Raw genomic sequence first — 17,841 nt, 5'->3', positions numbered from 1 at the left:
CGACCTATCCCGTTTTCCTGCCTGGCCGGACGGAAGCGGTACTGCCAGCCTCCCCCTGCGTACGCTGCGTATAGCGGATGTCTTCGAGCAGCTTGCGGTTGGCCGCTATCACGTCGGCCAGGAAGGCAACGAGGAGCGACTGAAAGCCCATCGTCATCAGCACGCCGGCCAGGATCACCGACTGTATGTGACCGCCGCCAGTCCCGGTGAGATAAAAATAGAGGAAGCGCAGGCCTATCAGAAAGCCGAGGCCGAACAGGACCGCCGCCACCATGCCGAAGAACCGTGCCGGCTGGTAGATGACGAAGATGCGCACGATGGTGAAGATCGAGCGCTTGAGGTAGGAAGGAATGCTCTTGACCAGCCTCGATGGCCGCAAATCACCGTTGACGCGGATCGGCACCGAGACCACGCGCATGTTCTTGCGGCCGGCCTGGATGATGGTTTCGAGCGTGTAGGTGTAGTTGTTGAACACGATCAGGCGCTGGGCCGCGTTGCGCGAGATCGCGCGAAATCCGCTTGGTGCGTCCTGCACATCAGTGCCGCTGCTGACGCGAACCACCCAACTGCCAATCTTCTGCAACAGCTTCTTCACCAGCGAGAAGTGCTCAATCTCCGATATCGGCCGGGCGCCGATAACCATGTCCGCGCGCCCCTCCAGGACCGGCCTGGTGAGGGCCGGAAGGTCACCGGCATGATACTGGTTGTCGGCATCGGTGTTGACGATGACATCGGCGCCTCGTGCGAGGCAGGTTTCGATGCCGGTCATGAAGGCGTAGGCAAGACCGCGATTGCTTGTATGGCGTACGATATGATCTACGCCGTTTTCCTCGGCGACCCTGACGGTTTCGTCGCTGCTGCCGTCGTCGATGACCAGCCATTCCACGCTGTCGAAACCTGTGACGGTCCGCGGCAGATCGCTTAGCGCTATCGCCAGTGTTTCGGCTTCGTTATAGCAAGGAATCTGGATAATCAGTTTTGGCAGAAGTTCGCTCTCGAATGGAAGGTTGGGATAACCGTGCATCTACCATCATCCGGCTGAGGCGCAAGCGGTTTCCCCACGCGAGACTGCCTTTCTAGTTTCGTGTATCGAATTGGCGAGGTCTATGTCAGGGCTAGTCTCGCAACACGCTGCGGACGGAGCGCGCTTCCCTTACCGGTGCAAGTGTCCGGAATCCTTCGTTCAGTTCATTTCCGGAGAAAAGATTGAAAATCGGTATCGACGGCAGGAACCTGGGATCAGCCACCGACGGGATCGGCAGGTTCGTCCACAAGTCGATCAAAGCACTTTCGGCGCTCGGCGCCGAGGTGCGTGTCTACGCTCCCGCTGAGATCAACGCCAACTATGAGCTCCCGCGCGACGTAGCCTTGCGAACGGGCAGCTTCAAGCCGCTGCCTGCGCGCGCGCTGTGGGGACAAGCCGTGCTGCCTTCCTGGGCCGCGCGCGACGAAGTGGAGGTTTTGTGGGGTCCCTCCCATCGCCTGCCCCTCATTCTGGACGATCGGATCGCGCGGGTGGTCACAATCCACGATCTTGTCTGGCTGCACGCGCCGGAAACCATGCGCACCCGGACCTGGCTGGGCGAGCGCCTGTTGATGAAGCCCGCATTGCGAAAAGCCGATATCGTGGTGGCGGATTCGAGTGCCACGGCAATCGCAGTGAAGACAGAGTTTCCGTGGTTGCGATCGCCGGTCAGAACGATCGCCCCCGGCACGTCCCCCCTGCCCGCTCCGGGCGGTTTTTCAAGCCTGGAGCCGCTCGGCATAACCCGGCCCTACGCGCTTTTCGTCGGCACGCTCGAGCCCAGAAAGAACCTGCGCAATCTGATAAAGGCCTATGGCCTGTTGCCGGCAAGCACGCGGCTGCATTGCGATCTGGTCATGGTCGGCGGCAGCGGCTGGAAGCAGACCAGCCTGGTCGACGAGGTGCGGCTTGGCAGGCTCGAGAACAATGTCGTCTTCACCGGCTTCGTCGACGACGCGATGCTTGCCACGCTCTACTCCAACTGCCTGTTCCTGGCGATGCCGTCGCTCTATGAAGGTTTCGGCTTTCCGATCGTCGAGGCGCAATCTTTCGGCAAGCCAGTGCTGACATCGAACACATCGTCGATGCCGGAAGTCGCGGGCGATAGCGCCATGCTTGTCGACCCGGGCGACCCCGAGGCGATTGCCGACGCGTTCGATCAGCTTTGCGTCGATGCGCAATTGCGCCAGAAGATCGCGGCCGGCGCACGCGGCAACGCGGCGCGTTTCACCTGGGAAAACCACGCCAAGGGCATGCTCGACATCTTCGAGCAGGCCATCGGGCAAAGACGAAAGACCTCCGCTTGAAAGTCCTGCACTTCTTCAAGACCTATTGGCCAGATTCCTTCGGCGGCGTGGAGCGGACGATCCACGCCATCGCCCAGAGCACGGCCCGCCATGGCATCGAAACGGAAGTGCTGTCGCTGAGCCGAACTCCCGACGAGGCCACGCAAGACTTTGACGGACATGTGGCCCGAAAAGCCAAACTGGATTTCGAGATAGCGTCGACCGGATTCTCACGCGACGTTTTCCGGAAATTCGCCGCGCTAGCGAAGACAGCCGACCTGATCCATTGTCATTTTCCATGGCCGCTCATGGACTTAGTCCATTTTCATTCCGGTCACGGCAAGCCGACGCTCGTCACCTATCATTCCGACATCGTCAAGCAGAAGCTCATCCTGCCCTTTTACCGACCGCTGATGACGCGCTTCCTCGGGGATGTCGATGCGATCGTGGCGACATCGCCGGACTATCTGGAATCGAGCCCGGTTCTCAGGGCATTCAAGGCAAAGTCGAAAGTCATTCCCATTGGCATCGAGGAAGACGCCTATCCTGCGCCAACCGAAGCCGACAACGACTGGTGCCGAGCGATGATCACGGAACCGTTCGTGCTGTTCGTCGGTGTCCTGCGCTACTACAAGGGACTGGATATCCTGATCCAGGCTGCCGACCAGGTGCGATGTAAGATTGTCATCGCCGGATCCGGGCCGATTGAACGGCAACTCAAGCTCCAGGCCGAGACACTGCGCCGTGACAATGTGATCTTTCTTGGCGAGGTGACCGAGCCGCGCAAGATGGCGCTGCTCCACAACTGCCTCGGGTTCGTTTTCCCTTCGAACCAACGGTCGGAGGCCTACGGGCTTTCGCTGGTAGAGGCAGCGATGTGCGGCAAGCCGATGATTTCGTGCGAACTCGGAACGGGCACAAGCTATGTGAACGAAGCCGGCAAGACCGGGCTGATCGTTCCGCCTTCGGATCCGGACCGTCTTGCCGAGGCGATCAACCGGCTGATCGCCTCGCCGGCCGAAGCGGAGAAATGGGGGAAAGCCGCGCGTGATCGGTACGCTCGTCTTTTTACCGCCGACAGAATGGGGAAGTCTTACGTCGAGCTCTATCATCGTCTCGACAGCAACCGACGCTGAAAGGCAGCCTTGCTTCTGCAGGAGCCGGTGAACCAGTCCCGCATGGTCGCCATCATCGGATTAGATGCCTGTGTTCCAGAGCCTCCGGCAAGGGGGGCATCAACTTGCATACTTCGACATGCCGACCACCGCCGCTAACGCATGTCGCCCCAAAAGTGGCCCCGGTTTTAGGGCAACGACATGCATACAAACAAAGACTTAAAGCGCGTCGCCTGAATCCGTTTCAACGCGACGCGTCTTAGGGCGTTCGCAAAGCTCCGTCTGGTCGCGACAGGACTTCTCTTGGAAGCGCAGACAACCGGGGTATCGCGATTGGGCAAATAGCTGTCCAGTGTTACACAGCGACAGACGGCGTCTCGGTGCAATTTCGTCATTCTGCCAGCACCCGGGAAGGGAATACCATGGCCAGATTGCTCGTGACCGGTGGCGCCGGCTTTCTCGGATCGCATTTGTGCGACCGACTTGTCGGCCTCGGGCACCATGTCGTCGCCACCGACAATTTCCTGACCGGATCATTGGACAATGTCCGCCACCTCTCCCAAAATCCGCTGTTTGAACTGATGCGTCACGACGTCACGCTGCCGTTCGATGCCGACGTCGACGGCATCTACAATCTCGCTTGCCCGGCAGCGCCCATTCATTACCAGCGCGACCCGATCCAGACGACAAGGACCAGCGTGATTGGCGCGATCAACATGCTCGATCTCGCCACCCGCCGCGGAGCGAAAATCCTGCAGGCGTCGACTTCGGAAGTTTATGGCGACCCCGACATCCATCCGCAGCCGGAAGATTATTGGGGGCGGGTGAACCCGGTCGGCATCCGCAGCTGTTACGACGAAGGCAAGCGCTGCGCCGAGACGCTGTTCTTCGATTATTGGCGCCAGGTCCAGCTCGAGATCAAGGTGATGCGCATCTTCAACACCTACGGTCCGCGCATGCACCCCGATGACGGGCGCGTGGTCAGCAATTTCATCGTCCAGGCCATAAGGGGCGAGCCGCTGACGATCTACGGCACGGGCAGCCAGACACGCAGCTTCTGCTATGTCGACGACCTCACCGAAGCCATGGTGCTGTTGATGGGAACGCCGGCAGAGTTCACCGGTCCGGTCAATGTCGGCAATCCCATCGAATCGACGATGCTGGAACTTGCCGAACTCGTGCTCGGCATCGTCGGCCGCCGCTCCAGGCTGGAATTCAGGCCGTTGCCGCAGGATGACCCCAGGCAGCGATGCCCGGACATTTCGCTAGCAAGAAAATCGCTGGGCTGGGAGCCGAAAGTCGGCCTCGAAGACGGGTTGAAGGAAACCGTCGCCTATTTCCGCCACCGGCTGGTGGACGCGTGACAACAAAAAGCCGGCGGGCCTTGGACCCGCCGGCTCATTCTGTTGTCAGGTTTCAGGGTTGCTTCGGCAGCAGCGACCATACCGCCGGCACCAGGCTGGCGGCGAGCGCAACCTTGATCAGGTCGCCGACGATGAACGGCAGGACGCCGAACTGCCACGACTTTTCCAAGCCGATGAGGGTGGCCAGCCAGGCAAAGCCCATGGCCATCATGACGATTTCGGCGACCAGCATGGCGTTGAACAGCTTGATCGGGTTGCGGTCCCAGCCGCGATCGGCGGCCCAGCCGACAATGGCCGCCATGACGACGAAGCCGGCGAGATAACCACCGGTGCCGCCGAGCATATAGGCGATGCCGATGCCCTTTTCAGGCGTGCTCTGGAAGACCGGGAAGCCCATGGCGCCTTCGGCCATGTAGAGAAGCAAGGTAGCGACGCCAAGCCGCAGGCCAAATGCGGTGGCGATCAGCAACACGGCCAGCGTCTGCATCGAAATGTCGACCGGCCCGAGCACGACTTTCGTCTTGGCCGACAGGGTCAAAAGCAGCGTTCCGGCGATCGCCAGCAAAAGCTGGGTTGCAAGGCGCAGCGCCCCCTCCTGAGGCAAAGCGAGAGAAACAAGCGGGCGCATCGTCGTTGCAAGTGCCATGGTCTTCCCCAATCCGGATTGCCGCAGATGGCGGCCTCGCTTTTTCCTATATTGGCTTCCGTGCTATGCGGCAATCGCTTTTGCCGTCCCCTTGACCTGAGCTCAACGACACCGCCATGGCGCTCAAATTCGACACCAGCTTCGATCCTGCCTATGGCCAAGGCGTCACCGTTGCGCCGGCCGTACAGCGCGTCACCGCCAAAAACCCCGGTCCGTTCACCTTTCACGGCACCAACAGCTACGTCATTGGCCGCGGCACGCTGGCGGTGATCGACCCGGGTCCGGACGACGATGCGCATTTCCAGACGCTGCTCGAGGTGATCGCAAACCGGCCGGTCAGCCACATTTTCGTCAGCCACACGCATCGCGACCATTCTCCGCTGGCCGCCCGGCTGAAAGCGCATACTGGAGCTCCGGTGCTGGCCGAGGGCCCGCATCGCCCGGCACGGCCGTTGCGGATCGGCGAGATCAACCCGCTCGACGCCAGCGCCGACACGGCTTTCGTCCCGGACATCGCGCTGCCCGACGATACGCTGATCGAGGGTGACGGCTGGGCGATCCGAACCGTGCTGACGCCGGGCCATACCGCCAATCACGCGGCATTTGCGCTAGAAGGCACCGGCATCCTGTTTCCAGCCGATCATGTGATGGCGTGGGCGACCTCGATCGTGGCGCCGCCGGACGGGGCGATGGCCGACTACATGGCCTCGCTCGACAGATTGATCGCGCGCGGAGACCGCCTGCTGCTGCCCGGCCATGGCGGCCCGGTGAGCGCGCCGCGCAGCTTCATGCGCGGGCTCAAAACCCACCGCAAGATGCGCGAACGCGCGATCCTGGAGCGGATCCGGGGCGGCGACCGGACGATCCCGGACATGGTCAAGGCGATCTACAGGGACACCGACCCGCGCCTGCACGGTGCTGCCGGCCTGTCAGTGCTTGCCCATCTCGAGGATCTGGTGGCACGCGGCCTGGTCAGCACCGAGGGGGATCCGGCCATCGACGGCGTTTTTGTGCCGGTTGGCTAGAAACGGCTGGAACGTTCTTCCGGTTGAGGCGATTTCAAACCGTGGCAAGAGCATTCCGGATTGACCGGAAGTCGTGCCGCGGTCTCCAGCGCGACCCGCGAGGCTGTCATAGAGAGACTCGGCAACACGTCATCCTGCAGCAATTTCTGGCGATTGCGGTCCATATAGTCGTTGAATCCGGCGGTTACGAATGCCAAGGGCACGAAGCATGCACCGATCTCGCGCGACAAGGTCGCCTCTGGGGCGATCGAATGGTTGAGCACATCCGCCCCCATGTTTCGAAACGCCAGGGCTTCGGCCGGGGTGGTCAGCCGCGGCCCATAACAGTGGGCAGCGACCAGCTGCTGTTCGATGCCATGAACGCGGCATTCGGCCGGCCAATAATGGCGGGCGGTTTCGACCAGAACTGCCGCACATCTTGGGCAGACGATCTGCTTGCCCGAGCAATCGAAGCTCTGGCGGCCGGGAAGCAGTGAAAACGGGGTCTGCGTCAGTTCGATGATATCGGCATTCACCACCATGTCGCCGGGCTTTATCGCCTTGTTGACGGCGCCGATGGTCGAGCAGGACAGCACTTGCCGTACACCCGCCTTCATCAATACCCAGAACGCGCGGCGATGGTAGGAATGGTCGATATGGTCGCGGGGATTGCCGTGCGAATACATGCACAAGGCACGTTTCGCTTTGCCTTCAGCGGTAATCGACGCATCGAACTCGAGCAGCTTCCAGTTGTCGGTGCGACCGAAAGGCGTTTCGAAACTCATGTCCCGCCGCAAGGTGCGCACGCCCTCGAATTCGACATCTTCCGGGAAGGCAAGCCCCCAGTTTGCCGAGCCGGTGATGATGGCCAACCCTACCTGAGGTATGTCCGTTGATTGATCCGCCGGAGCACCGGCTGCGTTATGATCTGTGGGCATGTTTCCAGTCTCGGTCAGGATTTTTGGCGAAGGGTCACGATCAGGACTACGGCCACGACGATGACCGTCCATAATGTCGAGATCGCCGCAATGGTCGGATCGATCTGATCGCGCAGCGACAGGAACATAAGCTTCGGCAACGTGCTGTTTTGACCGCTGGCTACGAAGATCGAAATGACGGACTCGTCGAGCGAAGTCAGGAAGGCCATCAGCGTGGCCGACAACAGGCTGATCCGAAGCTGTGGGACAATTATTCCGCCAATGGCTCTCGCCCAGTTTGCGCCGAGGCTACGTGCCGCCTGAACTTGGTTCCAGTCAAAGCGGGCCAGAGCGGGCAACAGCACAATGCACGTGACCGGAATGGCCAGCACCGCATGTCCGACCAGGACACCGAACAGCGTTCCGACCAGACGTTGCGCCGCCAGAACAAAGAACAGACCGATCGCCAGCAGGATGCCCGGCACGATGGACGGGGTGAGCAGAACGCCCTGAATGGCCATGGCGGCCTTTCCGCCGAGCCTGTTCATCGAGATGCAGGTCAGCAGCCCCAGGGGCACTGCGATCATCGCCGTCAATGTGCCAAGGATCAGGCTCGTCCTGAGTGCGGCCATCCATGTCGCCGAACTGAAGAAAGCCTCGTACCAGCGCAACGAGTATGCGCGCGGCGGGAACTCGAGAAGATTGGACGCTGAAAAGGAGAGCGGGACGACGACGAGCGTCGGCAGTATCAGGAACGCCATTACGAGCGCGCAGAAGCTCCACAGGAGGATGCGGGCCAGCCTGTTGTCTGGATAGGCTTCAAGCATGGGCTGCACCGACCCCGGCAATCAGCCGCCGTGCAGCCAGGAACATCACACCCACCAACGCCATGAGAACGAGGAGCAGAATACCCAGGACACTTGCCGACCCCCAATCCTGAAAGGTCGACAGCGTGCGCTCTATCCGGATGGAGAGAGGATTTACCTTGCCGCCGCCAAGCACCGCCGGCGTGATGAAGAACCCTATGGTGTAGATGAAGACGATGATCGAGCCCGAGAAGATGCCGCCGGCCGAAAGCGGCAGAATGACGGTGCGGATCGTTTGCCCGAGCGTTGCGCCCATGCTCGCCGACGCGCGGACGAGGTTTGCGTCGATATCGCGCATCGCGGCATAAACGGGCAGCAGGAAGAGCGGCAGCATGTAGTGAACCATGCCGATGAGCGTTCCCGTGAAGTTGTAGACCAGCGGCAATGGCTCCGCTGCCAGGCCCGAACCCGTCAAAGCCGCGTTGATCAGGCCATCGCGCCGCAAGAGCACGAGCCAGCCATAGGTACGCACCAGAATGGAAGTCCACAACGGCAGCATGACGAAGGCCATCAGCAAATTGGCCACCCTCGGTCTGGCGCTGGCCAGGGCGAGCGCCAGGGGGGTACCGAGAAGAATGCAGATCGCCAGCGTGCCCAGGGACAGTTCAAGCGTTGTGATGAGCGCCGACCATGTCAGTCCGCTCGATAGCACCTTCTCGTAATTGCCGACGGTGTATGCGCCCCCGGTGGTCAGGAAGGATTGCCGGATGATCCAGACGATGGGCAGGATCGCCGCCAATCCGACGATGAAAAGCGCGGGCAGCGAAAGCGAGAGGAAGAACCGCCTCTCGCGTCGTGCGTCTGCCGCCAGCGCAGGATCGGCGATGACGGTCACGCTCCTGCTCCCGGTATCGCGTGAACTTTCGCTGCCGGCGCGTATGCGGTCACCCGCTGACCGGTGTGAAGCTCTGCGCAGCCACTGGCCAGCGCCGCTGGAATGCAGACAAGAATCTCTTGCTCGCCGTCAAGCGCCAGCGTCAAAAGCCAGTTCTCGCCGCGAAACGCCTTGGCGCGCAGCGTTCCCTCGAGCGCCACCCCGTCTCGCCCGGCGGGCTTCGCATCAAGATGGAAGCTTTCCGCGCGGATCATCAGAGCTTCGCTTGACGGATCGGCGCCGTCTATTCTGCGCACCGCGCCCGGGGCCACAATGTTGGCCTCACCCATGAACTCCGCGACGAAGCGGGTGGATGGACGATCATAGATCCGCTGTGGCGTATCGATCTGCTGAATGCGGCCGGAATTCATCACCGCGACCCGGTCTGACATGATCAGTGCTTCGCGCTGGTCATGCGTCACATAAATCGTGGTGATCCCCAGACCGTCGTGCAGACGCCGGATCTCGTACTGCATGGTCTCGCGCAGGTTCTTGTCGAGCGCCGACAACGGCTCGTCCATCAGCATCACGCGTGGCTCGAAGACGATCGCCCGCGCCAACGCCACCCGCTGGCGCTGGCCGCCGGACAATGCTGCGATGTTGCGCTCCGCCAGACCCTCCAGCTTCACGCGGGCCAAGGTATCAAGCGCCCGCTGACGGGCCTCCGCTTTCGGCGTCTTGCGCAGCACCAACGGATACTCGACATTTGCCAGAACGTTCATGTGGGGAAAAAGGGCGTAGTTCTGGAACACTATGCCGATGTCCCGCTTGTTGGGGGCCAGGCGAGTAATGTCGCGATCACCCAACAGGAGTTTACCAGAATCGGGCCGGACAAAACCGGCCAGAGCCATAAGCAGCGTGGTCTTGCCCGACCCGGACGGCCCCAGCAGCGTGAGGAATTCGCCAGCCTGAATGTCGAGCGAGACATCATCCAGCGCGACGTAAGATCCGTAGGTCTTGCGCACGCTGTCGATGGTGATCGGGAGCGACTTCATCATGTGCTCCAGCCTTCTGGCTGAGACTCAGCGGGCCATCATCTCATCGAAGGCCTTTTGAGCGGCCTCGCCGTTCTTGAGCCACCAGTCGGCATTCGAGTACACGGAGGTGCCAGCGTTTTCAGGAGCGGTCGCCAGGGTCTTCAGGCGGTCTTTCGGGATAAGGCCGCCCTCATATGCGGCAGGGTTGACCGGGCCGTATGCAATGAAGTCGGTCAGCTTCGCCACGCGTGCTGGCTGTGTCATCGCCGCGATGAGCTTCATGGCCGCTTCCTTGTTAGGCGCTCCCTTCGGCACGCCAAGGCAGTCCGTGCCGATGACGGAACCCTTGAACGTGTAGTCGGCCGCGCCGCCATCCGCCTTCACGGTCTGGGCTCGTCCATTCCAGGTAACGAGCAAATCCGCCTCGCCGTCTTTCAGCAACTGCGCCGACTGAGCTCCCGAGGTCCACCACACCGAGACATTCGGTTTGATCGCCTCAAGCCGCTTGATAGCGCGCTCCAGGCCGTCCGGCGTGCTGAGCACGGGATAGACGTCCGCCGGCGCCACGCCATCGGAGAGCAGCGCGATTTCAATCAGGTCCTGCGCATTGGCGCGCAGGGCGCGACGGCCCGGAAATTTGGCAACATCCCAGAACTCGGCCCAGGTCTTCGGCGAATTCTCGCCATAGGTCTTGGTGTTCCACGACATGACGGTGCCATAGGAGTCGAACGGATAGCAGTAGTCGGACTTTGCGCCGGCCGGCACGGAGTTGGGATCGATGATCTTGTAGTCGAGCGGCTCCAGCAGCGACTGTGCGGCCGCCTGCGCGCCTTCCGGCGAGCCGAGATGGATGATGTCGGTGGTAACCGCACCCGAAGTCACCTGCATCTTCAGCGCGGCCAGGCCGTCGCTTTGCGTCTCCTCACGGACATCATAGCCTAGCTCTTTTGCAGCGGGGGCCCACATGGCCTCCTTTATGGCGTTGCCATAGTCGCCGCCCGCGGTGGTGATGGTGACTGTCTGGGCATAGGCGGGCAAGGCAACCGAGACCGCGATCGCTGCCAGGGAAATGCGTAGTAAACGGGACATGGTTTCTGCTCCTCCGGATTCAGAAAAATGCCGATAAGACCGGCTTTTTTGTTAATCGTAACGTTACGATTGCCGAAAACAATCCGCGAGTCAAGCTGGCGCCAGGCAGGTTCGCTTGGTTCGCCGCGCCTGGATTTGACCCTCGGTTCGAATCCGGTAACGTTGCGATGCCCAGCAAGATCAGCCGGCGCTCTCGCAAATGAAGTCGGGCGATATGGCCAATCTAAAACAGATCGCGGCGGAACTTTCCCTCTCGGTGACCACGGTGTCCCGCGCTCTGAAAGATGGGCCGGAAGTGCTGCCTTCGACCATAGCCCGGGTCAAGGAGGCGGCGAAGCGGCTCGGCTATGTCCCAAACCATCATGGTCGCGCGCTGAAAACCGGACGAACCCAGACGTTGACGGCAGTGCTGCCGATGGAGACGCGCGACTACCTTTCCGATCTGTTGAAGCTTCCTCTAATCGAAGGCATGACGCTGGCGGCGCGGCAAGCGGGTTATAGTCTGTCCATCTATTCGACCACGCCCGACGACGATCCCGTCGAGAGTGTGCAGCGACAGCTTCAGGCGCGCAGCTCAGACGGACTGATCATCACCCGAATGGTGTCGGCTGATCCGCGCGTCAAGCTGCTACTGCATGAACGCATGCCGTTCGTCGCGTTTGGAAGAACCGACCTGGATACCGCCTATCCTTATGTCGATATCGACAATGAACAGATTGCCTACGAGGCGACCCGACGGCTCATGGACAAGGGCTGTCGACGCATTGCGCTGCAACTTCTCGTTCCGAAGGACCAGGCGAGCGCCATGCGTCTTTCCGGATACGGAAGGGCAATGGCCGAGGCCGGTATTGCAATCGACCAATCGCTGATCGGTCACGGCATGTTCACCATGGAATCGAGTGCGGCCTGGTTCGATCGCCTGCTGGCATCGTCAGATCCGCCGACGGGCCTGGCATGTGCCAACGAACTGGGCCTTCTGGGAGCGTTACACGCTCTCGGCAAGCGGGGTCTTGAGCCTGGCCGTGACGTCCACATCGTCACTCGTGACAGCACGCGGCTTGCACGCTTCCTGCCGGCGAAGATTGAGGTTCATTTTGTAGACATGGCCGGTGTCGGACGCAAACTTATCGAGGTTCTGGAGCGCCGGATCATCAATCCGGCCGGGCCGGTGGAGACCTTCTTGTTAAAGGGTGAATTCGACTCCGGCGAATAGTCTGTGCGCAGACTCGAGCCGCATTGTTGCGGCGCCAAGCGATTCCGATTGGCTGTCCGGTGCTCTGGATGTCACTCCGCCGGCGCGGCGCCCGCCTGCCCCGCGACCTCCTGGTCCAATTCGGCGAGGAACCCAACGATGATAGCTCGTAAAACCACAACGACACCAACCCGGAAAAGCTCCAAGTTTTGTATTGTAGGCTATATTACGCACTTTTACTATCATCTCTTAGACATTGAGTATCTGTCGATTGACGCACCGCAGCCATTTAATATATTTATAGTCTCTTGATGCGCCCCATCCAAATCAGGATGTTTTCTTGGATAAACCAAACTGACAGCAAACCCACGTTGCCCACTCAGCGCTGCTAAAAATGGATTCGTCATCAGCGGATGATCCCATCGCTCTACCTTGCAGCAGTCGGGATTATTTTTTAGGTACTCGCTTGCAACTGCTGGGCTTGAAATTGCATAGGGAAACTCTGGCTGTCGAGCCTCAAGAACCAGCGCACTTTCAACCAGCTCTGCGTCAGAGGCAAGAACTTTGGTTTTTCTACAGTAACCATTTATCTCACCCGAATACCAAGATGCTATACCAATAGCCACAATCAGCATTGGAGGTCCGATAGCTATCGCTAATATTCCTTTCTTTCTCATTCATACGACCTTTCTCTTTATTCATAATACGTGATACTGAACCGCATCGGGTGACCCTGTCCCTATTGTTGAATCTGAATCGACGGATTATTTATGAACAGCCTAAAGTTTTATCGATGCCATGGGATAAGGGCCTATCGTTGACGGTTGGCGTGCATCATCCAAACGCCCCAGCTGGTAGTTCGTCAGTCTGGTCACGGCGGGTTACGCGCCGGCCGAGGCGGCATTGACGCGCGCGTTGGATGCCGAGATCACCGGGCGCCGCTAGCGCAAGCGGCGCCCGCGCCCACCCCTAGCAGTGGCTTGGCGCCAACCCTCACTCAGCCGGCGCAGCACCCACCTGGCCCGCCACCTCCTGATCAAGTTCGGCAAGGAACCCAACGATACGCGACGCATTGTCGCCGAGGTCATAGCGGCCGTAGCGGGAGGCCGAGCGCATGTCGACGACGATCGTGTCGCCATCATTGCTCACCCGGATCGCAACGTCGGCGGGCAGGCCGACGACGAAGCTCCGGGCCACGGCCGATATCGTCACCTCGTCCTGACCGTCTGTCACCGGATAAGGTGCGGTAAGCTGCCAGTCGCGGCGGTCGAGCACGGTTTCGACGGCGTCGACGACGGTTTCGAACGGCAGATTGTAGCTGTGCCCGGTGACCAGCGGATAGGCATCGGCCTGCAAGCGCGCCTCGCCCGCGGTTGGCGGCGCGAGCACGTTCATGTCCTTGGTGCGGTCGTTGGTATCGAGCACCGGCGGATTGTCGAGATCGGTCGAAATATCCCTGAGCGGCGGCGTGGTGGCCGCCCAATAGGCAGCGATGCCGAAGGGCGTCAGCACCAGCAGCGCCAGCAAGGCGCCGACCGAGAGGTCGCGGCCGCCGCGGTCGCCGAAATGCCACAGCCTGGACAAAGCGAGGCCGGCAAACAGCAAGGCGAACGCGGCAAGCAATGCGACGATCGCCAGCACCCACAGGAAGGCCGGCGTTTCGACCAGTTCGAAATGATGGCCGGCCAGCACGGTCAGCAGCAGCACCAGGGCAAAAGCACCCGTGCGCCGCGACCAGCCGGCCGCCTTCGATGTCTGCCGCTCGTCAATTTCCATTGTCTTCAGCACCGCCCCAACCCGCACAGAGGCTTAGAACGGTTCAACGGTTGATGGAACCGTTGAACCGTTCCAGCTCTTCTTTTTCGCGCGCAATTCCGGACGGAAAACCGCTGCGCACTTTTCCTGGAATTGCTCTAGAGCAAAGCACGCTCAAATTGAACATCCCTTGCTCGTTGTTTCCACGCATGTCGTTGTCCCAAAACCGCTTCGCACTTTTGGGCGACATGCTCCAACGTTTCGGCGAGGGTGTGCCGCCCAAAAAAATCAATCCGTCGGCAGGCGGTAGTCGCTGAACTGCTTGCGCAAGGTGGTCTTCTGGATCTTGCCGGTGGCGGTATGCGGGATTTCACCGATGAAGGCGATGTCGTCGGGCATCCACCACTTCGCCACCTTGCCCTCCATGAAGGCCAGGATGTCGGCCTTGCTCGGCTCCTTGCCCGGCTTGGCGACCACGACCAGCAAGGGCCGCTCGCCCCATTTCGAATGATGGACGCCGATGGCCGCGGCCTCGGCGACGTCGGGATGGCCGACGGCGAGGTTTTCCAGGTCGATGGTCGAGATCCACTCGCCGCCCGACTTGATGACATCCTTGGCGCGGTCGGTGATCTGCATGTAGCCGCCCGGATCGATATGGGCGACATCGCCGGTATCGAACCAGCCGTCCTTGTCGAACTGCTCGGAGCCGACGCCGCCATAATAGGCGCGGGCGATGGCCGGACCGCGCACCTTCAGCCGGCCGAAGGTCTTGCCGTCCCAGGGCAGTTCCTTGTCGTCGTCATCCGTCACCTTCATCTCGACGCCGAAGGGCGGGTAGCCCTGCTTGCCCTGGACATCGAGCCGCGCTTCGCCCTCGAGCTCCTGATATTGCGGTTTCATGGTGCACAGCGTGCCGAGCGGCGACATTTCGGTCATGCCCCAGGCGTGGATGACCTCGACATCGTAATTGTCCTGGAATTTCTTCGTGATCGCGCGCGGACAGGACGAGCCGCCGATGACGACTTTGCTCAGATGCGGAAGCTTCTTGCCGGTCTCTTCCAGATGCTGCAGCAGCATCATCCACACTGTCGGCACGGCGGCGCTGAAGGTCACCTTCTCGGTGTCGAGCACTTCGTAGATCGAGGCGCCGTCCATCTTGCAGCCGGGCATGACCAGCTTGGCGCCGATCATCGGCGCGCTCTGGCCAAGGCCCCAGGCATTGGCATGGAACATCGGCACGACGGGGAGGATCGTATCCCGCGCGGAGATGCCCATGGCGTCGGGCATGGCGGCGATCATGGCATGCAGCACGTTCGAACGGTGGCTGTAGAGCACGCCCTTGGGATCGCCCGTCGTGCCGGAGGTGTAGCACATGCCGGCGGCGGTGTTTTCACTGAAAACCTTCCAGGCGAAGTCGCCATCGGCCTCGTTCAGCCAGTCCTCATAGGGGACCACATTCGGCAGCGTCGTCTCAGGCATATGCGCTTTGTCGGTCAGCACGATCACCTTTTTCAGCGATTTGACCGCGCCGGCAATCTTTTCCAGCAGCGGCACGAAGGTCAGGTCGACGAAGATCGCTCTGTCCTCGGCATTGTTCATGATCCAGACGATCTGCTCGGGAAACAAACGCGGGTTCAGCGTGTGGTAGATGGCGCCGATGCCCATGATGCCGTACCAGGCCTCGATGTGGCGCGCCGTGTTCCAGGCGAGCGTCGCGATGCGGTCGCCGAGCACAAAACCGTCGCGTTCGAGCCTTTGGGCAACCTTCAGCGCGCGGCGATGAATCTCGGCATAGGTGGTGCGAACGATCGGACCTTCGATCGAGCGCGACACGATCTCTCGCGTCCCGTGTTGCCGCTCGGCATTGTCGATCAGCTTGTGGCAGAGCAGCGGCCATTCCTGCATCAGTCCGAGCATCCGGTTCCTCCCATTGGTATGTCGTTGCCGCCGATTTTTTGTTCCATTGTGAGACGAACGGACAGATTGTCCAGTCATCAAGTCTCCAACCGTTAACGGCTGAAGCAAGCAGTGATCGAATCCCTGGGAAAACCGCCACAATCCGGCCATCGTCGGTGTTAACGTTCGTTAACGGGGCAAGGGGTGCGATAGGCGACTGAAAGAGGTTCGCATGGACGCGCAGCTCGACGACAGGCCGTTGGACGACAGCCAGGCCGAAGACGTGCAGGTGGACGACGTGCAGTTGGATGACATTCAGCTCGACGACAAAGAGCTTGAAGATACGCTGGCCGCAAGTCTGGCCGATCTGGTGCCGGAGGCCAAAAAGGTTTCCGAAGACGAATTTGTCGAGGTGGTCGGCGGCGCCCTCGAGGCGGTCGGCGGCACGCTGCTGTTCAAAATGTGCGTCCAGAACGAAGGCGAAGGCCAGCATGTCGCTGCCGCATCGATCGGCGATGGCGGCAATCGCCAGTTCCTGCTGCTCACTTTGCCGACCGGCGGCGGCGCGCTGAAGGTCGAGACCACGTCAAGAAGCACCAACCCGGTGGCTGGCATTGCTGCCGCCTATGCCGGCCTGATGGATGTGTTCAAGACCGCGGCCTGACGTTCTCGCATACGTGATCGTTCAACGACCGACCAGGCACGCCTGGCCAGTCACGATGGCCTTGCGCAACTGGTTCTCCGGACACACTTAAGAACGTGGGAAGCAATCCCCGTGCTCCCAATCGGACAAGGAGAACCCCCGCATGGACCAGATCGCCAACCCCGCCCCCGGCTTCCAGAGCAATCCCGGCAAGGTCATCACTGTCGAACCCTATCGCGGCACCGTGGTCGTGCGTGCCGGCAATACGGTTATCGCCTCATCGACGCGGGCGAAGCTTCTGTCCGAACCGCCCTACCCCCAGCATTTCTATATCCCCTTCGAAGACATCGATTTCACCCAGCTTGGCAAAACCGCTCTGTCGACGCACTGCCCCTACAAGGGTGACGCCAGCTACTGGAGCGTGCGGCCGGCCGGCGAAACCGGCAAGGACGCGATGTGGGCCTATGAGCAGCCCTTCGACGAAATGGCCGAGATTCGCGATCACGGCGCGTTCTACCCCAACAGGGTTACGATCGAAGCCACGCCCGGTTGAGGGCCGGACGCGGCCCGGCATGGGCGGAACTGAACTCTGTTGACCAGCCGCATCGCTGAAGGTTAGCCGAAACGCCCGTCGCGTCGTCATCCTATGGCGAAGCAAGGAGCGAAGCGACGCGGCGCAGACCATAGGATCCATGCCGTGACGTTAAGGCGTTGAAACGGTGCAGAATTCTGCCCCGCCGCGCGCTTCGATTGCGGTCACGGAATGGATCCTAGGGCGTGGACTCAACGTGTCGCAGCCAAATCCTTAGGGACGCGAGGGTGAGGGTTGCCAGGAAGTTTCGACCAAGCTTGTCGAAGCGGGTGGCGGCCCTGCGGAACTGCTTGAGTTTGCAGAAGAAGCGCTCGATACGGTTTCGCTCGCGATAGAGATCTGGTGCGACAAATCTCTTTGCCTTTACGTGCCGGCGCGTCGGGATGTGGGCGCACCCGCCTGTCTCGGCAACAAGGGCGGCGAACGGCCAGCTGTCATAGCCTTTGTCGGCAACAAGCGCCTTTGCTGGCGCCAGCCCTTCGATCAGTTGCGGGGCGAATGTCTTGTCGGATGCCTTTCCCTCCGAGATGAGGAGACGGATCGGCAGGCCGTCTTGATCGACGAGCGCGTGGACCTTGGTACTCAGTCCGCCATGAGAACG

19 protein-coding genes are annotated in these 17,841 nt (G+C 60.9%); 7 read left to right on the top strand and 12 right to left on the bottom strand.

The features are described from left to right. Positions 1-4 precede the first annotated feature (4 nt). Positions 5-1,024, bottom strand: coding sequence for a glycosyltransferase family 2 protein (locus tag AC04SH_RS28845; protein ID WP_488577540.1), 1,020 nt, complete (start codon positions 1,022-1,024; stop codon positions 5-7). 182 nt (positions 1,025-1,206) lie between these two features. Between AC04SH_RS28845 and AC04SH_RS28840 the strand changes: the two genes are divergently transcribed. From AC04SH_RS28840 to AC04SH_RS28830, 3 genes are all read left to right on the top strand, one after another. After that, positions 1,207-2,331, top strand: a complete 1,125-nt coding sequence (locus AC04SH_RS28840; protein WP_488577539.1) for a glycosyltransferase family 4 protein — start codon at positions 1,207-1,209, stop codon at positions 2,329-2,331. Next, on the top strand, positions 2,328-3,446 hold the full coding sequence (locus AC04SH_RS28835; RefSeq protein ID WP_488577596.1) for a glycosyltransferase: 1,119 nt from the start codon (positions 2,328-2,330) through the stop codon (positions 3,444-3,446). Before AC04SH_RS28840 ends, AC04SH_RS28835 begins: the two co-directional genes overlap by 4 nt. A gap of 401 nt (positions 3,447-3,847) precedes the next feature. Beyond that, entirely contained in the window at positions 3,848-4,789 is a 942-nt protein-coding gene (locus AC04SH_RS28830; protein ID WP_488577538.1) for a UDP-glucuronic acid decarboxylase family protein, read from the top strand. A gap of 52 nt (positions 4,790-4,841) precedes the next feature. On the opposite strand, the gene AC04SH_RS28825 is transcribed toward AC04SH_RS28830, so the two are convergent. After that, positions 4,842-5,435, bottom strand: coding sequence for a biotin transporter BioY (locus tag AC04SH_RS28825; RefSeq protein WP_488577537.1), 594 nt, complete (start codon positions 5,433-5,435; stop codon positions 4,842-4,844). Between the two features lie 116 nt (positions 5,436-5,551). Between AC04SH_RS28825 and AC04SH_RS28820 the strand changes: the two genes are divergently transcribed. Then, entirely contained in the window at positions 5,552-6,460 is a 909-nt protein-coding gene (locus AC04SH_RS28820) for an MBL fold metallo-hydrolase (RefSeq protein WP_488577536.1), read from the top strand. On the opposite strand, the gene AC04SH_RS28815 is transcribed toward AC04SH_RS28820, so the two are convergent. The 5 genes from AC04SH_RS28815 to AC04SH_RS28795 are packed head-to-tail and all read right to left on the bottom strand — an operon-like array spanning position 6,457 to position 11,162. Further along, entirely contained in the window at positions 6,457-7,449 is a 993-nt protein-coding gene (locus AC04SH_RS28815) for a phosphorylase family protein (protein ID WP_488577535.1), read from the bottom strand. The genes AC04SH_RS28820 and AC04SH_RS28815 overlap by 4 nt on opposite strands. Further along, positions 7,392-8,183: an ABC transporter permease gene (locus tag AC04SH_RS28810; RefSeq protein ID WP_488577534.1), complete on the bottom strand. Its 792-nt coding sequence runs from the start codon at positions 8,181-8,183 to the stop codon at positions 7,392-7,394. Before AC04SH_RS28810 ends, AC04SH_RS28815 begins: the two co-directional genes overlap by 58 nt. Next, positions 8,176-9,057, bottom strand: coding sequence for an ABC transporter permease (locus AC04SH_RS28805; protein WP_488577533.1), 882 nt, complete (start codon positions 9,055-9,057; stop codon positions 8,176-8,178). The genes AC04SH_RS28810 and AC04SH_RS28805 overlap by 8 nt, the downstream gene beginning before the upstream one ends. Beyond that, positions 9,054-10,091 (bottom strand): ABC transporter ATP-binding protein, encoded by a 1,038-nt coding sequence (locus AC04SH_RS28800; RefSeq protein WP_488577532.1) that lies wholly within the window; start codon positions 10,089-10,091, stop codon positions 9,054-9,056. Before AC04SH_RS28800 ends, AC04SH_RS28805 begins: the two co-directional genes overlap by 4 nt. Before the next feature lie 27 nt (positions 10,092-10,118). Then, positions 10,119-11,162, bottom strand: coding sequence for an ABC transporter substrate-binding protein (locus AC04SH_RS28795; RefSeq protein ID WP_488577531.1), 1,044 nt, complete (start codon positions 11,160-11,162; stop codon positions 10,119-10,121). 199 nt (positions 11,163-11,361) lie between these two features. Here AC04SH_RS28795 and AC04SH_RS28790 point away from each other — a divergent pair, with 199 nt between their 5' ends. Continuing rightward, a complete protein-coding gene (locus tag AC04SH_RS28790) occupies positions 11,362-12,375 on the top strand; it encodes a LacI family DNA-binding transcriptional regulator (protein WP_488577530.1) in 1,014 nt (337 codons plus the stop codon). 221 nt (positions 12,376-12,596) lie between these two features. Here the strand turns inward: AC04SH_RS28790 and AC04SH_RS28785 are convergent, their stop codons facing one another. The 4 genes from AC04SH_RS28785 to AC04SH_RS28770 form a co-directional block, all read right to left on the bottom strand. Continuing rightward, on the bottom strand, positions 12,597-13,031 hold the full coding sequence (locus tag AC04SH_RS28785) for a hypothetical protein (protein ID WP_488577529.1): 435 nt from the start codon (positions 13,029-13,031) through the stop codon (positions 12,597-12,599). A 316-nt stretch (positions 13,032-13,347) separates the two neighbouring features. Then, positions 13,348-14,130: a DUF1499 domain-containing protein gene (locus AC04SH_RS28780; protein WP_488577528.1), complete on the bottom strand. Its 783-nt coding sequence runs from the start codon at positions 14,128-14,130 to the stop codon at positions 13,348-13,350. 43 nt (positions 14,131-14,173) lie between these two features. Then, complete coding sequence (locus AC04SH_RS28775) at positions 14,174-14,320, bottom strand: hypothetical protein (RefSeq protein ID WP_488577527.1); 147 nt, start codon at positions 14,318-14,320, stop codon at positions 14,174-14,176. A 77-nt stretch (positions 14,321-14,397) separates the two neighbouring features. Further along, positions 14,398-16,026, bottom strand: a complete 1,629-nt coding sequence (locus AC04SH_RS28770) for a fatty-acid--CoA ligase (protein ID WP_488577526.1) — start codon at positions 16,024-16,026, stop codon at positions 14,398-14,400. Positions 16,027-16,237: 211 nt separating this feature from the next. Between AC04SH_RS28770 and AC04SH_RS28765 the strand changes: the two genes are divergently transcribed. Then, the gene (locus tag AC04SH_RS28765; protein ID WP_488577525.1) at positions 16,238-16,669 is read left to right on the top strand and encodes a hypothetical protein; all 432 of its coding nucleotides are present in this window, start codon (positions 16,238-16,240) and stop codon (positions 16,667-16,669) included. Positions 16,670-16,811: 142 nt separating this feature from the next. Further along, a complete protein-coding gene (locus AC04SH_RS28760) occupies positions 16,812-17,201 on the top strand; it encodes a DUF427 domain-containing protein (RefSeq protein WP_477234007.1) in 390 nt (129 codons plus the stop codon). A 217-nt stretch (positions 17,202-17,418) separates the two neighbouring features. Here the strand turns inward: AC04SH_RS28760 and AC04SH_RS28755 are convergent. Then, positions 17,419-17,841, bottom strand: a 423-nt coding sequence (locus tag AC04SH_RS28755; RefSeq protein WP_488577524.1) for an IS5 family transposase, incomplete at its 5' end; no start/stop codon positions are given.

The organism is Mesorhizobium sp. CNPSo 4688, from assembly GCF_057784295.1.
The sequence above is the reverse complement of the archived record's forward strand: the minus strand, read 5'-3'. Positions and strand labels throughout refer to the sequence as shown.